The 15,880-nt window shown below is 37.0% G+C and carries 20 protein-coding genes; 7 read left to right on the top strand and 13 right to left on the bottom strand.

Annotated features, from left to right (window positions below; all coding sequences use genetic code 11):
• The 3 genes from B9T24_RS16615 to B9T24_RS16605 all read left to right on the top strand — a co-directional run.
• A partial coding sequence (locus B9T24_RS16615) for an FAD-dependent oxidoreductase (protein ID WP_171264934.1) occupies positions 1 to 293 on the top strand: 293 nt, incomplete at its 5' end.
• Positions 294 to 492: 199 nt separating this feature from the next.
• Positions 493 to 834, top strand: a complete 342-nt coding sequence (locus B9T24_RS16610; RefSeq protein WP_086166813.1) for a hypothetical protein — start codon at positions 493 to 495, stop codon at positions 832 to 834.
• A 116-nt stretch (positions 835 to 950) separates the two neighbouring features.
• Positions 951 to 1,652 (top strand): VIT1/CCC1 transporter family protein, encoded by a 702-nt coding sequence (locus tag B9T24_RS16605; RefSeq protein ID WP_086166812.1) that lies wholly within the window; start codon positions 951 to 953, stop codon positions 1,650 to 1,652.
• 222 nt (positions 1,653 to 1,874) lie between these two features.
• Here B9T24_RS16605 and B9T24_RS16600 read toward each other — a convergent pair whose 3' ends face one another.
• Complete coding sequence (locus tag B9T24_RS16600; RefSeq protein ID WP_086166811.1) at positions 1,875 to 2,384, bottom strand: hypothetical protein; 510 nt, start codon at positions 2,382 to 2,384, stop codon at positions 1,875 to 1,877.
• Between the two features lie 246 nt (positions 2,385 to 2,630).
• Here B9T24_RS16600 and B9T24_RS16595 point away from each other — a divergent pair, with 246 nt between their 5' ends.
• Complete coding sequence (locus tag B9T24_RS16595) at positions 2,631 to 3,677, top strand: NAD(P)H-dependent flavin oxidoreductase (RefSeq protein ID WP_086166810.1); 1,047 nt, start codon at positions 2,631 to 2,633, stop codon at positions 3,675 to 3,677.
• Between the two features lie 50 nt (positions 3,678 to 3,727).
• Here B9T24_RS16595 and dusB read toward each other — a convergent pair whose 3' ends face one another.
• Complete coding sequence (gene dusB, locus B9T24_RS16590) at positions 3,728 to 4,747, bottom strand: tRNA dihydrouridine synthase DusB (RefSeq protein ID WP_265733466.1); 1,020 nt, start codon at positions 4,745 to 4,747, stop codon at positions 3,728 to 3,730.
• Positions 4,748 to 4,877: 130 nt separating this feature from the next.
• Between dusB and B9T24_RS16585 the strand changes: the two genes are divergently transcribed.
• Entirely contained in the window at positions 4,878 to 6,479 is a 1,602-nt protein-coding gene (locus tag B9T24_RS16585) for a site-specific integrase (protein WP_086166808.1), read from the top strand.
• Positions 6,480 to 6,494: 15 nt separating this feature from the next.
• A complete protein-coding gene (locus B9T24_RS16580) occupies positions 6,495 to 6,905 on the top strand; it encodes a hypothetical protein (RefSeq protein ID WP_086166807.1) in 411 nt (136 codons plus the stop codon).
• A gap of 141 nt (positions 6,906 to 7,046) precedes the next feature.
• Here B9T24_RS16580 and B9T24_RS16575 read toward each other — a convergent pair whose 3' ends face one another.
• The 3 genes from B9T24_RS16575 to B9T24_RS16565 are packed head-to-tail and all read right to left on the bottom strand — an operon-like array spanning position 7,047 to position 8,994.
• A complete protein-coding gene (locus B9T24_RS16575; protein ID WP_086166806.1) occupies positions 7,047 to 7,508 on the bottom strand; it encodes a hypothetical protein in 462 nt (153 codons plus the stop codon).
• A 6-nt stretch (positions 7,509 to 7,514) separates the two neighbouring features.
• Positions 7,515 to 7,853: an STAS-like domain-containing protein gene (locus tag B9T24_RS16570; RefSeq protein WP_086166805.1), complete on the bottom strand. Its 339-nt coding sequence runs from the start codon at positions 7,851 to 7,853 to the stop codon at positions 7,515 to 7,517.
• Positions 7,846 to 8,994 carry a hypothetical protein gene (locus tag B9T24_RS16565; RefSeq protein WP_086166804.1) on the bottom strand — a complete coding sequence of 383 codons (1,149 nt, stop codon included), beginning with the start codon at positions 8,992 to 8,994 and terminating at the stop codon, positions 7,846 to 7,848. Before B9T24_RS16565 ends, B9T24_RS16570 begins: the two co-directional genes overlap by 8 nt.
• 194 nt (positions 8,995 to 9,188) lie before the next feature.
• On the opposite strand from B9T24_RS16565, the gene B9T24_RS16560 reads away from it, so the two are divergent.
• Positions 9,189 to 9,494 (top strand): hypothetical protein, encoded by a 306-nt coding sequence (locus B9T24_RS16560; RefSeq protein ID WP_213032958.1) that lies wholly within the window; start codon positions 9,189 to 9,191, stop codon positions 9,492 to 9,494.
• Between the two features lie 147 nt (positions 9,495 to 9,641).
• On the opposite strand, the gene B9T24_RS16555 is transcribed toward B9T24_RS16560, so the two are convergent.
• From B9T24_RS16555 to B9T24_RS16520, 8 genes are all read right to left on the bottom strand, one after another.
• Positions 9,642 to 10,010, bottom strand: a complete 369-nt coding sequence (locus B9T24_RS16555) for a hypothetical protein (RefSeq protein WP_086166803.1) — start codon at positions 10,008 to 10,010, stop codon at positions 9,642 to 9,644.
• Positions 10,011 to 10,012: 2 nt separating this feature from the next.
• On the bottom strand, positions 10,013 to 10,594 hold the full coding sequence (locus B9T24_RS16550; protein WP_086166802.1) for an N-acetylmuramidase family protein: 582 nt from the start codon (positions 10,592 to 10,594) through the stop codon (positions 10,013 to 10,015).
• Complete coding sequence (locus B9T24_RS16545) at positions 10,591 to 10,968, bottom strand: hypothetical protein (protein ID WP_074946533.1); 378 nt, start codon at positions 10,966 to 10,968, stop codon at positions 10,591 to 10,593. Before B9T24_RS16545 ends, B9T24_RS16550 begins: the two co-directional genes overlap by 4 nt.
• 63 nt (positions 10,969 to 11,031) lie before the next feature.
• Positions 11,032 to 12,042: a leucine-rich repeat domain-containing protein gene (locus tag B9T24_RS16540; protein WP_086166801.1), complete on the bottom strand. Its 1,011-nt coding sequence runs from the start codon at positions 12,040 to 12,042 to the stop codon at positions 11,032 to 11,034.
• A gap of 2 nt (positions 12,043 to 12,044) precedes the next feature.
• The gene (locus tag B9T24_RS16535) at positions 12,045 to 14,912 is read right to left on the bottom strand and encodes a phage tail protein (protein ID WP_086166800.1); all 2,868 of its coding nucleotides are present in this window, start codon (positions 14,910 to 14,912) and stop codon (positions 12,045 to 12,047) included.
• A complete protein-coding gene (locus B9T24_RS16530) occupies positions 14,887 to 15,075 on the bottom strand; it encodes a hypothetical protein (protein ID WP_228145743.1) in 189 nt (62 codons plus the stop codon). The genes B9T24_RS16535 and B9T24_RS16530 overlap by 26 nt, the downstream gene beginning before the upstream one ends.
• An 8-nt stretch (positions 15,076 to 15,083) precedes the next feature.
• Positions 15,084 to 15,329: a hypothetical protein gene (locus B9T24_RS16525; protein WP_228145742.1), complete on the bottom strand. Its 246-nt coding sequence runs from the start codon at positions 15,327 to 15,329 to the stop codon at positions 15,084 to 15,086.
• Positions 15,330 to 15,339: 10 nt separating this feature from the next.
• Positions 15,340 to 15,880, bottom strand: a 541-nt coding sequence (locus tag B9T24_RS16520; protein ID WP_213032957.1) for a phage BR0599 family protein, incomplete at its 5' end; no start/stop codon positions are given.

Below are 15,880 nucleotides of genomic sequence, written 5' to 3'. Positions count from 1 at the left end.
CAGCACTCAAATACAAAGACCGTGCTACGGATATCGAACATACCATTGAGCTTGCAGGTATCTTTGTACAGATTGGTTTACTACCAAATACGGATTTCTTAAAAGCATCCCATGTGGAGCTTTCAAACCGTGGTGAGATTGTGATTAATGACCGTAATGAAACCAATGTGAAAGGTGTGTTTGCGGCGGGTGACTGTACCACTGTGCCATACAAACAAATCATCATTGCCACAGGTGAAGGTGCCAAAGCATCGCTATCCGCTTTTGATTACATCATTCGTTCAGGGCAGTAATTAAATAAATCAGACCATTTATATTGAATGATAATACCTAGGCTTATATCCATTTTTAGATATAAGCCTTTTTTTCAATCATTTTTTTATCAAAGGTTACATTTTATTAACAATTTTTTGATCTTTATTTGAGCTATTTTCTATTATATTCGCACATATCCCATTTATGTGGATAAAACAATTAAAAGGAAATATGACAATGAATAAACTACTTGTTGCTTTAGGTCTTGCTGCTACTGTTGCACTTGTTGGCTGTAATAAAGAAAAAGCGCCTGAAACAGGTGCTACAACTGGTCAACACATAGAAAATGCTGCAACTCAAGCAGGTCAGGACATTAAAAATGCTGCTGACGAAGCAGCGGCAAAAACTGAAGCTGCAACAGATAAAGCGGTAGCTCACATTGATGCCGCAGCAGACGAAGCGGCTAAAAAAACTGAAGCAGCGGCAGATGATGTAAAAGCAGCTGCAAAAGATGCCACAGCGGCAACAGCGGGTGCTGTTGAACAAGGTGCTGCTGACGTGAAACAAAAAGCCCAGTAATCATCTGTTTTGAAAAAGCTCCTAATTTGGAGCTTTTTTTATTTTAATCGACCTTGCTTTTTACGTTGCATTCCTTATATGGTTAAAGTGCTAAAATTTTCTAAGAGCATGTTTATATGTCATATTCTCATCATAATGAAAAACATTATATTCATAGAACTGGTTGGCTTCGTGCCGCAGTACTGGGGGCTAATGATGGGATTATTTCAGTCACCAGTTTAATTATAGGTATGGCAGCAAGCGGAGCATCAACTCAAGTGCTACTGATCACTTGTGTAGCGGGTCTCATTTCAGGTGCAAGCTCCATGGCTGCTGGTGAATATATTTCCGTAAAATCACAAGTGGATATTGAAGAAGCAGATCTACATATGGAGGCTAAAGAATTAGATAAAAATCCAACACATGAACTCAAAGAATTAACCCAAATTTATATCATGCGCGGTTTAAACCCAGAGTTAGCGCATGAAGTTGCCGTGCAACTCACTGCTCATGATGCCCTCGGCGCACATGCACGTGATGAAATAGGTATTCATGAAAATACGGCTGCCAATCCATTACAAGCTGCGGGTTCATCTGCTCTTGCCTTTTCATTGGGTGCACTCTTCCCAATGTTCTCTATTTTAATTAGTCCAGATCAATATGTTGCAACAGTCGTCATGATTGTAGGCGTTTTATCCTTAGCTGGGCTAGGTGCTTTATCGAGCTACTTTGCAGGAACATCTATACTCAAAGGCAGTTTACGTGTCGTGATTTGGGGAATTATTGCCATGAGCTTCTCTGCATGGATTGGTTCAATGTTTAACGTCCATCCCATGTAAATTAATTGATTTATACTGATATAAAGAATCAATTATGCTCCCTTAAAAAGACTATATGGCTCATCTTTTCCTTTATCGGTAACAGCATCAGGGTAAAATATCATCCTACCTGCTCCCCTAGTGAACGCCCACAATCCAAAATAAACAAGCTAGTAATCACACATTTTTAATAATGAAAAAGCCCCTTAAAATAAGAGGCTTTTTAAATTTTGGTTTTTAAATCTAGTTTAAGGCTTCTTTTAAATTACAGCCAAAGCCCATAATCTCTTGTGCCTGACGGTACGATGTATACCGATTTAAAATAAAATCATAAAATTGATCTGCATTTGCAAAATTTTCATGTTGCGCATGAGGCAATTGAAGCTGCCCCATCAAACTCAAATTTTGATGCCCCAAATGATACATTTCAGAAAAATAACCATTCATCATTTCGCAATAGGCTGTTTTAACGGGTTTTAAAGACGTTCGACTGACTGCATGTAAATTTAAAGTCTTAAGCTGATGACTATCAAATACCGACTGGTCTGAGAAAGCAATACTATTTGTTTTTTTAAAGGCTTGATAATCCTTCGATAATTTTTGATTCAATAAGTCAAAGCGCTGTTGCAAGCTGACAACATCCTGAACTTGATACTTTTGAGGATCAATCTGTGTTTCATTTTGTTCAGAAGATGAACAGGCTGAAAGCACTAAAGTTGAAATTAAAGTCGCTAAAATTAACGGCTTCAGCATAAATTGTCCAATAATTACCGAATACAGCACAATATTATGCCTGAAAATATCCAGTCAAATTGATTTTTCATTTTATTAAACCGATAGATTGAACTTTTATACGATCCAGTGTGAAAGGTTATTTTCAAATTTCTTTATTTAAGAAAATCAAAAAAATAATCATTTTATTTCGTAAAGAAATAACGAATATTATTTGCTTAATTTTGAGTGCTTGGGCAAAGTAATCTGTACTCGTAGGAGCTAAATATGACTTTATTAGAACAACTCGATATTAAACATCCTATTTTCCTTGCCCCAATGGCAGGTGTTTCTACCCCTCAATTGGCAGCAGAAGTCTCTAATCAAGGTGGTTTAGGTGCACTCGGCTTAGGTGCAAGTTCTGTTGAAGCGGCACGCCAACAAATTTTAGAGACTCAAGCGCTAACTCACCAAGCCTTTCAAGTGAATTTCTTTTGCCACCAAAGTTCAGCTTTAGACCATGACCTTGCAAAGCAGTGGATTCAATATTTAATTCCTCAATTTGAGAAATATAATGCAGTTCCTCCAACTGAATTAGAATGTATCTATCCAAGTTTTTTAGATCATGATGATTATTTAAATTTGGTTTTAGAAACAAAACCTAAAGCAGTCAGTTTCCACTTCGGCATTCCACATCCACATCAAATTCAAGCATTAAAAAAAGCTGGGATTATGACTATGGTTTCAGCGACGAATCTAGCTGAAGCGCTTAAAATTGAAGCCGCAGGTATTGATATTATTATTGCTCAAGGTATTGAGGCTGGTGGGCATCGGGGCATTTTTAATGAAACATTTGACAGCGCGGTAAAAACTTCTGACTTGGTTCAGTTGCTAAAAAAACATTGTCATTTACCGATCATTGCTGCTGGCGGTCTTATGAATGGACATCAAGCCCAGCGACTCATACAATTAGGTGCAGAAGCCGTTCAACTGGGAACTGCTTTTGTACAATGTAAAAGCTCAAATGCCAATGCTGCTTATCGAAAAGCATTATTCAATACACCTATTACTCAAATCACTGAAAGTATTTCAGGTCGTCCTGCACGTGGTTTAATTAATCATTGGCATACCCAAATTGATCGACCTGAACGACCTAATGTCGCCACCTACCCTTATTCTTATGATTTAGGCAAACAACTCAATGCCGCAGCATCAGCCCAAGGAGACTTTGGTTTTGCTGCATTCTGGGCGGGAACAAATGTCGCTCAAATTCGTGAAATGGAAGCTGCGGATTTAGTCAATCAACTGGTGCTAGAAATGAGTCAAACGCAATAAGGTAAATGATAAAAAACCTCTCAATTGAGAGGTTTTTTACTCGCTACGCTTTATTTTGTTTCAAGTAAATTAATCTGTTCCACCTGAACATCACTCATGATTTCACCTTGTGCTAAAAGATCATCAAAATAGGCTTCAACCACTTTGTACTGATCGGCCGTACTTTCTACTTTATACATATTTTGACGAAATTCATTACTGGAACGTAAGCCTTTGGTATACCAAGCAATATGTTTACGTGAAATACGGCAACCCGAGTACTCACCATAGAATTCATAAAGTTCCGATAAATGCCCTAAAAGTACATCCTTAACCTCTTGAATATTGGGTGCAGCTAAATGTTGACCTGTTGCTAAATAGTGAGAAATTTCACGAAAAATCCAAGGGCGACCTTGTGCAGCACGACCAATCATAATGGCATCAGCACCTGTGTAGTCGAGCACATATTTTGCTTTTTCAGGACTGTCGATATCACCGTTGGCAATCACAGGAATACTTAACATTTGTTTGACCTCTTTGATCAAACGATAACGTGCCGTATTTAAATACATGTCCTCACGCGTACGACCATGCAATGCCAATGCAGCTATGCCCGCTTGTTCTGCACGTTTTGCAACACGCATAATATTTTCATGACCATTTAAATAACCCAATCGAGTTTTTAAAGTCACAGGAACATCAACTGCGGCAACAACGGTATCTAAAATACGCGCGACCAGATCTTCATCTTTTAACAAAGCTGAACCCGCTAACTTATTACATACTTTTTTAGCAGGACAGCCCATGTTGATATCAACAATTTGTGCACCATTTTCCACTTGAAAACGTGCTGCCTCAGCAAGATCTAATGGATCTGAACCTGCTATCTGTGCCGATATCGGGGCAAGCTCGCCATCAAAATTGGCACGATATAAACTTTTTTTACTCATGCGTAAGGTTTGGTCTGATGTCATCATTTCACTGACTGCATGCCCAGCACCAAAATATTTACATAACGTCCGAAATGGACGATCCGTAACACCTGCCATCGGAGCTACCCAAATCTTGTTACCTATTGATCTATCAAACAATTCTTTAATAGCGTTGTTTTGACTCAATTTCTTTAACCTCGTTTAACTTCGTTTAGTCGCTTCTTATTGACTTCAAGTACCTTAGTGTTGCACCCTATTTGCACCTTATAAAAGTTATGGTGCAAATCTTATGGGTACGGTCACTAAACGCCAATTAAAAGATGGCACAACCCGCTATCGTGCCCAAGTTCGTGTTCAACGTAGTGGCTACCCAGAATTCAAACAATCAAAAACATTCAGCAAAAAATCATTGGCTGATGAATGGATTAAGCGTACAGAAGCAGCCATTGAATCTGACCCTGAAAGAATGCTCAACCCTGAGGTTCAACTAAAACAGAAAACACTCAGAGAATTTATTCTTCAGTATTTGGATGAAGCGGATAGTTTTGCGAGAACTAAAACAGGTGCACTACAGCATATCGCTAGTTTAGATATTTCTGAGAAGAATATCTATTCTTTAACGCGACAAGATTTTTCTGACCATGCCATCATGCGAAGAAAAGGAGATCCAGTAAAAGGCACTGACGGAGTTGCACCCTCTACTGTACTGAAAGATCTAAGTCATATTAAAGCTGTAATTATGCATGCTGAATATGTGTGGGGTGAACCATTAGAATCTGTTTTAGTGGAATTTGAGAAAGCATTAATTGGGCTTCAAAAAGCACGCATTGTCACAAAGTCAAAACAGCGGGACCGCATTCCAACCGCAGAAGAATTACAGACCCTTACTAATCATTTCTACAAAAACTGGAGAAGGGTTAAAAACTCCACCCCTATGCATTTAATTATCTGGTTCGCTATTTATACGGCACGACGAGAAGATGAAATTTGCACCCTACGCCTAGATGATTACGATGATCTAAATACCCAGTGGTTAATACGAGATGCAAAAAATCCAAAGGGGTCTTTAGGTAATCATAAATATGCACATCTGGAGCCCAAAGCCATCAACATGATTGATGAATTTTTGAAACCTGAAGTACGTAACAGAATGCTTGAACTTGGTTATGATAAAAATTTTCTCATCCCAGTAAATACATCAACTGTTTCCACATACTTTACTCGCGCATGCAAATCGTGTGGTATTGAGGATTTACGCTTTCATGATTTGAGACATGAGGGTGCTACACGGTATGCAGAAGATGGCTTCACGATCCCCCAACTGCAAACAATTACTCTGCATGAATCTTGGAATACACTTAAGCGATATGTAAATCTAAAGAAGCGTGGCGTACGATTAGAATTTGATGATGCTATTCGAATAGCTGAAGAAAATTATAATAACTTTTATAAAGAGTGGAATAAAAAGCAGCGGTATATAGCATCAAATGATAAAAATGATGCTTTCAATGATGATGAAAATATTGAAGTTGAATTTGATTTTATCAAAAAGCATATTGAGCTATTTATTGAGATTCACAAAGATAATAAGTACTTTAAACGCCTGCATGTGAACAAGCTAAATAGCAATAATCCATTTGCGTGGGACAACCTTAATAAAAGGTTTTATGCACAAGACATTCAATTATCTTGGGTAGATTGGTTTGTTGAGAATGGTCGGGTTGATTGGGATGAATTGCCAGGGGGATCCACACACTTTAGTATTAAAGAGCTTACAGTAGTTAAAAAGTTAAAAACTCGCACATATCTATGGGATAGCTCAATAAAAGGATGGATTGATAGTTTTGGGCAATATAATTTAAATGAAGATCATCACATTATAAATATTTAAAAATAGGAATAAATCATGACACCATTAGCTAATGAATTATTTTTAGATTATTACGATTGTTACAAGAATGGCTGGACATATGATCAACTTTCCAGTCACCCACTCTCCAAGGGGAGAAACATATATTTCCATGTGACCTCACCAAAAGATGTTGACCACATCCTTAATAAAGGTCTCATAAAAGGGAGAAAGAATGGTGTGCATTTGGCAAAATATCTACCCACGGCATTAACTTACGCTTCTAATTTCTTGAATAGTGTTGAATGTCCTATTTTTGCATTCAATTTATATGATTTTTCTGCTAGCGATTTAAGTAAAGCTCTAGAATACCCTCCATGTAAGAAAACAATCTTATACCCTGATAATATCGATAAAAAATATATTATAGCTCAGACTGTTTTACCCACATCAAAAATAGGTCATTAAAACAATGAAAACATGGCTCTACTTTTATATTGAACACACTGTTAAAAGTGGAAAGCTTTTTTACAGCAATTGTGGATTTGCTTTTAATAAGCTCAAAAATTTGCATAAATTAAAAATTGGTTAAAGTCTAAATTTGATCATTTAAATTAGATGAGATTTTTCCAGCTCTATATATAAATCATTATATGAACTATCTATATCGAAATAAAATTGGTTTGAAATAGGAAGAGGGGTTCTTGATATGGTGCCAAACTCCCCACCTGTAATGGTTTTTTTGTAATCTAAAAATGTAGAAGCTAAGCTCTGTCTCTCAGCTAGAGAAAATTCTTTAGATATTAAAGTAATTATTGAACTTAATTTTTTGAAATCGCTTGTGATTAATGATCCAATACCTTGAGCTTCGATATCTACCCCAGATAATGAATAGAATTTTTTAGCATCCAGCAAAATTTTATCAATTATCTTCAAAGCAGATTCTATTCTTTTATTGTGAATAGTATATTTTTTTGATTTATTATCTCGAGAAGCAACAATCCACCACCCCACTATTGTTAATGCGGATGGTAGAAATGGTAAAATAATATCTTTAACAATACTTGTCATTATATGTTATGGATTTTTTAATCGATTAACTTCATCTACTAAATAACCTTGGATTTCCTGCTCTAGAAGTGGATCCTTGGTAATAATGATGACCTTTTTAAAAAATTCCACTAATGTCATCTTGGTCTCACGAATAAACCCACCGAAAGCTTCTTCTAAAAATGATGAGCCATAGCCCCTCACACCATCAAAATCTATTTCAACGAGATCATGGGTATTTACAGCTGGCAAAAGTACATTTTTAAGGAATACTTCTCCTGATGTTTTGCCATCCTTAATATAACGGCCTGAAGGATTTTTAGAAAAATCCCTAGCTACATTAATTTTCATAACAGTTTTACTCATCTGACTTTACCAAAGCTTCATTTGCATTTTGCTTATCCAAAGGTATTTGCCATACAATAACAGTTCCTTCAATCGATTCTGTATAAGGAACTACTACACCGTTTATAATATCAGTTAAGGGTAGATCAGTCACGAATCCTCTGTTAATTATATATGATCCTTTGTTGCTATGAATTGCAATAGATGCCGTATGCCCACACATTGTATTAATTTTGTTTATGATTTGGTTTAAACCCTTCCCTCTATTGGGTAGGTTTGTCCTTGTGTTACCAATTTCAATAGCGGCCTTAATTGCTGCACTGTCATTATTGTATTTGCCTTTATTTTTTTTAATAAAGTTTTTTAAGAGTACAAACCAATCTTCTTTTACATTTGGGGCATTTCTAACCAAAGAGCGTGGAATGCCTATTCCTAAGTCGCACACGCAAACAGTAAGCAACCCTTCTCTTTCATGTGAAAAAAGCCACCATTTTTTTATTCTTTTCGTTTCTGTAGGGAAGCGTTTATCTTCATATGCGTGATGATGACAATTTGTTAATGCTTCCGTTAAAGATGTAAATATGTTTTTGCTTGTATCTTCTGATAGAATTTGATCAAAATCATCTAACATCGAATCAGCTGAGTCAATTTCAGAATTATGTCCCGAGCTGTATTTCCAATATTTTACTGTTTCATCAAATTCATCATCATCAAATACCATTACTTGTTTGAGTAATTTTGAAATTCCTGTCTGTTTAAGAACCTGATTTACAATTTTTTCTTTTGAAGGGATAATTCGAAAAGTAATATCTGGATTAATAAGTGTGAGAGTTTCCAATTCTGCTAACAAATATAAAGTTCCATCAGAATGCATCTGTTTGGTTTCTCTAAAATTTAATCTTAAACAAATATTTTTTCGATGATAATATTCTCTAAATTTTAAAGTTACTTTACGTAGTTTTTTTCTTGAAGCTGGATTTAAAATAGTTACATGAACTGGAAGCTTTAAGTCTATAAATAGTCTAATTTCTTCAAGCATTTTTCGATTGTTTTTTAACCATTTTTTTCTTGCTTTACGAAAATTTTTCTTGCAAATAGAAGTCTTACGAAACTTTTGAATACGAATAAAATAATTTTTTTGTGTTTTCGATATAAGCTTCATAAAACCTTAATTATTAAAATAAGTTATTAATTTAAAATAGTTATTTAACTTAGAGTGAATTCAATATTTTGTCAACAGCATTAGTTAAAACAAAGACCTTCTATTTTCTGAAACAACTTTAAATTAGTTGTTTTTTTTGAAATTTCTATTATAAATCAATATTATTACAATCTTAATAACTGGATGGTTTAAACATGATTAAGGATCTTAAAATAAAATCAGTATTTATTGCAATTGGAATGGTATTAATCTCAGGTTGCGCTGCAAATTCAGGAATAGTCCCTATGGGAAGTAATACATATATGGTATCCCGCCAAGCAGCAACAGGGTTCACAGGAATGGGTACGCTTAAAGCTGAAGCTATGAGAGAAGCCTATACACAATGTAGCAAGACAGACAAAGCAGTAAAGGTAATAGAAACCATTGATGCAAAGCCTCCTTATATTTTTGGAAACTTTCCTAAAACTGAAATTCGTTTTAAGTGTGTAGCAGAAGAATAAAATAGCCCTCACTTGAGGGCCTTCACAATCGCACCATGTCTCGCCTTACAATCATTGTATTTCGCCACAGTATCAACAGACCACAACATCACTGCTTTACCCTGCCCTGATTCTAGCTTTTGCAGATCAGGGCAAGGCTCCAGTAAATTAGCTGGAATCACTGTTAATAAGTGAGTTGAGTTGCTGCAACCCAGAATCGTCAAAGCAATTGTTGAGATAAATAGGGTGCTCAACGATCTTTTGCACTTCACGTGTAACTGTTTCGACCTGTCTACGCTGTGCTGATCTTGCTGTTTCATAATCTGCGCTCACTTGATTAATTTCATTCTGTTTTTCAGCTAAAGCCTTTAATTGCTTTTGCTCAATTTCCTGAATTTTTGCTGTGCACTTTGTTTCGGCTTCTTGAAGCTTTCCGCTCAAGTGATTTGTGTACGCCAGCTGACCAAGAGAGATAAAAGAAAGGACCGCAATTGCGATCCAGTATTTGAATTCCCATAAGACTTTTAGTATTGGCATCACTAGCTCCATTTTTTATAGGCATTGGCCAACTTAATGTCGTAGCTATTTTTGGCATATGATTGACCGTTATAGCTCTTAGCAAAAGCCTTCCAATCCTTATTTTTAAGCGCATTCACAAGATTATTTATTTTGATATATCGGCACATCGCGTCAAGCTGTGAGGCTTCATCTTTATACATTGCATTGATGAATGCCTGAAGTGATGGATAGCCAAGAGCTTTCCAGTGATAACCCATCACCTGCCCAATTCCCCATGATGCAGACTCTAATGCGGAATCCCGATGATATTGAGCTGCTGCATTTAATCGTCCGTGTTGAGCTGAATACAGACCATAAGCACCTGTTGATTTACTGCATAAATCTGGACGCTGAATCATCATGTCATCACAAATTTTAGACTTATCATTTGTAATCAATCGCTGACGCATCACATGCCGTTCAAATAGAATCACCGGTGTTTCATCGGCATTAAATCCTGAACCTTTACACTCAACCTCAATGACTGCTCTCAAGCATGCAGTTTCAATACCTAATGCTTTAGCCTGAGTTGCAATTTGTGCATCAGTAAGTTTTTTGCTCACTTCTTCCACTCCTCTTTAAATTCACGAAAAATATCAAGCAAGGACTTACCTTCTCTCTGCTCAATGAAATTAAATACCCAACGAACCAAAGCCCATCCCGGCAAACCGCAGACGAAAAAAAAGCCCCCAAGGGCAATCATTCCCCATACATCTGTTACCCACTCATGTAACCCCCATTTAATGATAATGAAAGAACCGCCTGCCAAGCTCGAAACAACAGTGCAGATCAGTCCAGTTACCCATTCTTGACCTGACCTTGGCATCCTCATCATCAAAACAACGGTTGCTACTAAAGCAATTGCAAGTGTTGTCACAATCACCATCCCATAAAACTTCATAAAAGCAGCAAAGCTACTTGTAGACAATGGTTCCACATATTTCCCCTTATTTTTGGCAATAAAAAAGCACCTTTCGGTGCTCTATGTTGTTGTTAAGACTTAAACCCCAACCATCTTACTTGCATGTGTTGACCAGTTTGTTGCGGCTTGATAAGCAGTTAGTGATGCAGATGGTACTTTAATTACGCAAGTCGATTTAAGCCCTGTTAATACATTTGCTGTTATTGTTGGTGGAGTTTGTCTTGGACAGATAAGCTCATTACATGCACTTAAAACGCCCAAACCATTCGATGCAATATCGCTAACATTTAGCCCGAGTGTTAATTTTAGGCAGAAAGTATTTTGATAAAATGCAAAAGCTGGGATAGATGTTATGCCCGACCCAATCGATATTTCAACTGATTTTGCAAACTGAAAACACCCTGCACTTAAAGTTAGTACGGTATCAGGTATAAAATTATATTTTAAATTAGAGCCATAAAATGCGTTTTCCCCAACAAGCGTCACACCACGGTAATTAAATGTTTCTAGCTTATTTGTATAGCTAAAACATTGACTTGGTACTATTCGCAGACCATTTCCAACATCAAAGTTTTTCATTCCAGCATATGAAAATGAATAGTCTGAAAGTGTAACCAAAGCATTGGGGAGAACAATTTCAAAATCTGTTATCGCAGAATTTCCAAACCGCTGAAAGCTGTATTGCCCGATTTTTGTAAGTGATGCTGGCAATGTTAATTGCTTTGCTTTAATCCAGCCATCAAAAGCATAATCTTTTATTTCTGTTATTGCTCCTTGCAAAACCAAGCCAATTGCGCAATAAAACAAGTTTGAATCAATATTTCCTGATCTCATCGCGTTAGCTTGAATCACACCACCAATTTTATCAGTCAAAGTAACTACACCAATATTCTGCGGGAAATTCACAAAAGTTCCACTAAACTGAATTACTCCACCACCAACTACATCACTTGGAGCATAAAGCTCGATAGACTTTACTGCACCATCTTTTTCAGCAGTCACAATGATTTTCTGACCGCCCGTATATGTAGATGAAAAAGGGACTAAAAAGTCCCCGTTTGCATCAGCCACACCTGTGTACGTCGCCATTTTTATTCCTCAATTTGAATTGTGATGGTTGCTCCAGCTTCTGCCTTACCACTAATGCTTAAACCATTTGCATTCATATTTGCTTTCAATAACTCATCTACATTTACACTAATATTTGCAATAGGCACCGTATTACCGATAACTTTATCTTTTGATGTTGTTGCAGTTAAAATTAAGCTAGCTGATTCAACAAAGAATGAATGCTCAAACTTTTGATATGATTCATATCCATTTCTGACCGACCAAAGCTTCAATGTATGCGGTTTGTTCTGAATAAGTGCTGAAGCCGGAATTGTGTAGGTCTCAACACTGATGTTTGATACTGAATGTAAAACAGTATTTTCAGAAGAAATTTCAACAAAATATGTCACTCCCTCTTCCGTGGTTACACTGCCGTCATACCAACCGATGATTTCACCACCTGTTTGCTGAACGCGATTGCGGTGAACCCAGATCAAAACAATATTGTTTGAAATAATCGTTGTTTCTGGAAAATAAGCATCGTTAATTTTTACATCAGCAGGCGGATATGGTCGGATTGCACGCGCTTTAAACTCAACTTCATGTGCCACTGCATCATCCAAAGCCAAAATTCCACTCGGTGTTGTTGTTAAAGCTTTTGCTTCAATGACTTCGCTATCAACATAAATGGTCTGATCTACAGCCACAAAATCATCGGCAAAATACAAAATTGAATCCAATGCTTGAATTTGTGGAATGGTTTCTAATGCACCTCGTTTTACAGTTAAAATCTTGGTCACTGCATCGTAAGATTGATAAACCATAATTTCATCGTTGATAAAAATCTGACTACCTATTCGTACAGACGCAATATTACCCACATTTTTTACAACAAATGAGTTGCTTATACGGTTAATACCTTGATCTAAATAAGCAGTTTCACAATAGTTGATTGTTGCCACTCTCTCAAATCCATTTCCTCTATCTACATGTAATGCAGCATTGAGTGAGTTATTTTGCGGTTTTTTAGCAATTGCACATAAATAGCCTGCTTCTGAATTATCAGTCAATTCAATATTGACTTCGCGCTCACCGAACACCTGTAAAGCTTCAAAATACGGAAGCTCAAAAACTTTTGCGGTACATAGCTGTGGTGGTTGTGGTTTAGTATCAATCGAATCATCTGCAACAATAGTTGTGTTCATCATTCCTGTTGAAGGAACAACCTCAATGAAATCAATTGAAATCTCATTATTCGTTGGTCCACCTAAATTAATGCTCATGATGCGAACTAAAATAGTTCCAGTCCAGCGCTTGGACCATGGCAAATGAATTAGGTCATAGCGATTCCATTTTCGAGCTTCACGCCATCCGGTAGTAAAAGTACCTTTATAAGCCCCAGTAGATAATAACTTGAGCTTCCAGTTCGCCACAATTTCAGCGTTTCTCATATTCATAAAATATGGAAAATCGACTGTTTCGGCATTTACTCGACTCAGTGTTTGAATTAAGCCACTTTCTGAAATTGAGAATGATGAATTCTTGATATTTTGTCGGTCATAGTAATTCACATTAACTTGATTAATCACCTCATCAGCATTGGTAATTTCATACTGTATGCTCTTAATTTTACTTTCAGAAATTATGTGAATTTCATCTTCTTCAAACCAATCATCACGAAATAAAACCATTTCATAAACACCAGTCTGGCGATTCACTCGAATGCCCGCTTCAATGTGATAGCAAAGCTCATTAATAGCATCCGTGCAGGATTTTTCAGTAATAGACCATGAAATACCCAGCCCTTCATCCCAGATTCGATCCGCCGCTTTGATGAAATTTTCATTATTCACGGATGATTCAGGCTTATTCATAGCAGTATCATCGGTCAGAATTTCACGGATTTTATGAATTGGGTTTATGTCACCAACGATAAATGATGATTTAAAATGATTTGGGTAAAATACCTGCACATTAAACGGAAACAAACGATTTGATTTTGATGAGGCGCTAAAGTTATGCGGTGAAACTACAGCTGTTACCTCAGCAACACCACCACCCATGCGAAATGTATAAAAATGCGTCACAGTCGTACCAGATGTGATTTTTTCATATTTTGAACTTATAGTATCATCGGCGGGATCAACACGAAGATTTGGAATGTATGTGTAATCTTCGCTTGAGTCCGTACTAAAAGTAACCGTAAATATAAATTCGCATTTAGAAGAAAAAGCTATTTTAGCTATACCAGTACAATCTCCCTTATATACTTCAGACTGACTACCGTCATTCCATGTGTACCCAATCCCTTCTAATTGCATAGAGTCGACTGCATATTTATCGACTAAATCTGGAGTCCAATTTCCTAAAGATGAAATGTGTTCTTGAGTTTTGACTTTTTCCGACTTTGTAGCTACCTCAATGCGTAATACCATTGCTTGCATTTCAGATGGATCTATTTCTTGTCTAATTCGATCAATCTCTGCTTTAGCATCATACCACTGCCCACGCCCATCATTTCGCACATGGATCCGCTTCGGCCAAAGCAGCATTTCTTTCATATAACCTGAGTTGCCGACGTAAAAATCTTTAAATGCAAGATATGATTGATAAGGGTATGCTGAAGCTTGAAGTTCTTTTAACTCCATATAATCTTTATAAAATGGCACAACTTCTTGATCATTTGTTCCTGTTTTTAAATGAACAGAGCCAGACACGCCGCCCTCATTTTCACCGTAAAGCGTTGGTGAATTAATGACACCTTGCACCAAAGGATTGCCATTTTCATCAACGAGGGGTGCCATCCAGCCGCGTTTATCAAAGTTAATACCAAGTATCTTTTCAATTGGATTACCGACAAATAAAATGAAATTTGTGAAATACTTATAACCAAYAATCTGACTCGCCATTTTTCACCACCTTAACCACTTGTTGCACCATCGCATCATCTATATTTTCAATTTTGCTGATATCGATCCCGTTTTTAAGAAAGTCTTTCCAGTCAATCCCATTCTTGTCTGCAAAACTTCTAGCACCTTTGGCACACATTTTGGCTTTCCGTAAATCAGACATATAGATTTTCATTTGCCACCTTTGGATTTAATCGGTGTCGTGGTCTGCCCCCATAGATGCGTGATATTCCCATACATATGTGGGCTACCAGCGATATCACTAAATGACGTACCTTCATCTGCAATTGTTCCGTCCAACTGATTGGCTGACTGCCTGTTTTTCTTCTGCATTTTTCGCATTGAAACATAGGTATAAATTGCAGTAGCAGCCGTAAGCGCCAGCATTGCCCATATTAACCACGGTGCAATAACCATATAGCACTCCTTATTTAATCAATTGGCTCATGACTGGATTTTCTCCCGGCATGTATGGATGCCCACCATATCGAGCAGCATTTTTAAATTTTTCATGGCAAGTTTTTAGCGATTGGTCACAACCCGGTGCAAGCCGAATCACATCACCGATGTTTAAATCCGTATGCTGTCGATATAAAGTGACTGAATTTGCTGTGTTTCCAACAATAAAGGTAGAGACACCGAGTTTTTTAAATAAACCGCGATTAAGATAACCCGCTGCATAGGTTTTGGTTTCCATAATGGGATCACCACCTGTATACGTCGGCTGTCCATTTTCATCTAAAACAGGCTGCCCCAGTTCATCCAGAACAGGAACCTGCTCAAACACCAAGTTGCCTTCCTCATCTTTGACTTGAGTGGGATTTACCGTGAATGTAATCGTTAAACCATTGATTGCGGTTACCGTGACATCAAAAGCCCAGTCTTCAAATTTCAATCCACACCAACGGTCATAGATCGAATTTGGACAAGTCTTTTGAAACTTACGAACCAAAATCGTTCGGTTTAAA

Source organism: Acinetobacter sp. ANC 4654 (assembly GCF_002135425.1).
In the GTDB taxonomy this organism is placed as follows: Bacteria; Pseudomonadota; Gammaproteobacteria; order Pseudomonadales; family Moraxellaceae; genus Acinetobacter; species Acinetobacter kyonggiensis.
This window is presented reverse-complemented; position numbering and strand designations above follow the sequence as displayed.

Coding starts and splice junctions, on each gene's coding strand:
- B9T24_RS16600 (WP_086166811.1), bottom strand. CDS start 2,384: ATGCTGAAGCCGTTAATTTTAGCGACTTTAATTTCAACTTTAGTGCTT.
- B9T24_RS16555 (WP_086166803.1), bottom strand. CDS start 10,010: ATGCCAATACTAAAAGTCTTATGGGAATTCAAATACTGGATCGCAATT.
- B9T24_RS16585 (WP_086166808.1), top strand. CDS start 4,878: ATGGGTACGGTCACTAAACGCCAATTAAAAGATGGCACAACCCGCTAT.
- B9T24_RS16580 (WP_086166807.1), top strand. CDS start 6,495: ATGACACCATTAGCTAATGAATTATTTTTAGATTATTACGATTGTTAC.
- B9T24_RS16575 (WP_086166806.1), bottom strand. CDS start 7,508: ATGACAAGTATTGTTAAAGATATTATTTTACCATTTCTACCATCCGCA.
- B9T24_RS16565 (WP_086166804.1), bottom strand. CDS start 8,994: ATGAAGCTTATATCGAAAACACAAAAAAATTATTTTATTCGTATTCAA.
- B9T24_RS16570 (WP_086166805.1), bottom strand. CDS start 7,853: ATGAGTAAAACTGTTATGAAAATTAATGTAGCTAGGGATTTTTCTAAA.
- B9T24_RS16605 (WP_086166812.1), top strand. CDS start 951: ATGTCATATTCTCATCATAATGAAAAACATTATATTCATAGAACTGGT.
- B9T24_RS16610 (WP_086166813.1), top strand. CDS start 493: ATGAATAAACTACTTGTTGCTTTAGGTCTTGCTGCTACTGTTGCACTT.
- B9T24_RS16525 (WP_228145742.1), bottom strand. CDS start 15,329: ATGGTTATTGCACCGTGGTTAATATGGGCAATGCTGGCGCTTACGGCT.
- B9T24_RS16595 (WP_086166810.1), top strand. CDS start 2,631: ATGACTTTATTAGAACAACTCGATATTAAACATCCTATTTTCCTTGCC.
- B9T24_RS16540 (WP_086166801.1), bottom strand. CDS start 12,042: ATGGCGACGTACACAGGTGTGGCTGATGCAAACGGGGACTTTTTAGTC.
- B9T24_RS16560 (WP_213032958.1), top strand. CDS start 9,189: ATGATTAAGGATCTTAAAATAAAATCAGTATTTATTGCAATTGGAATG.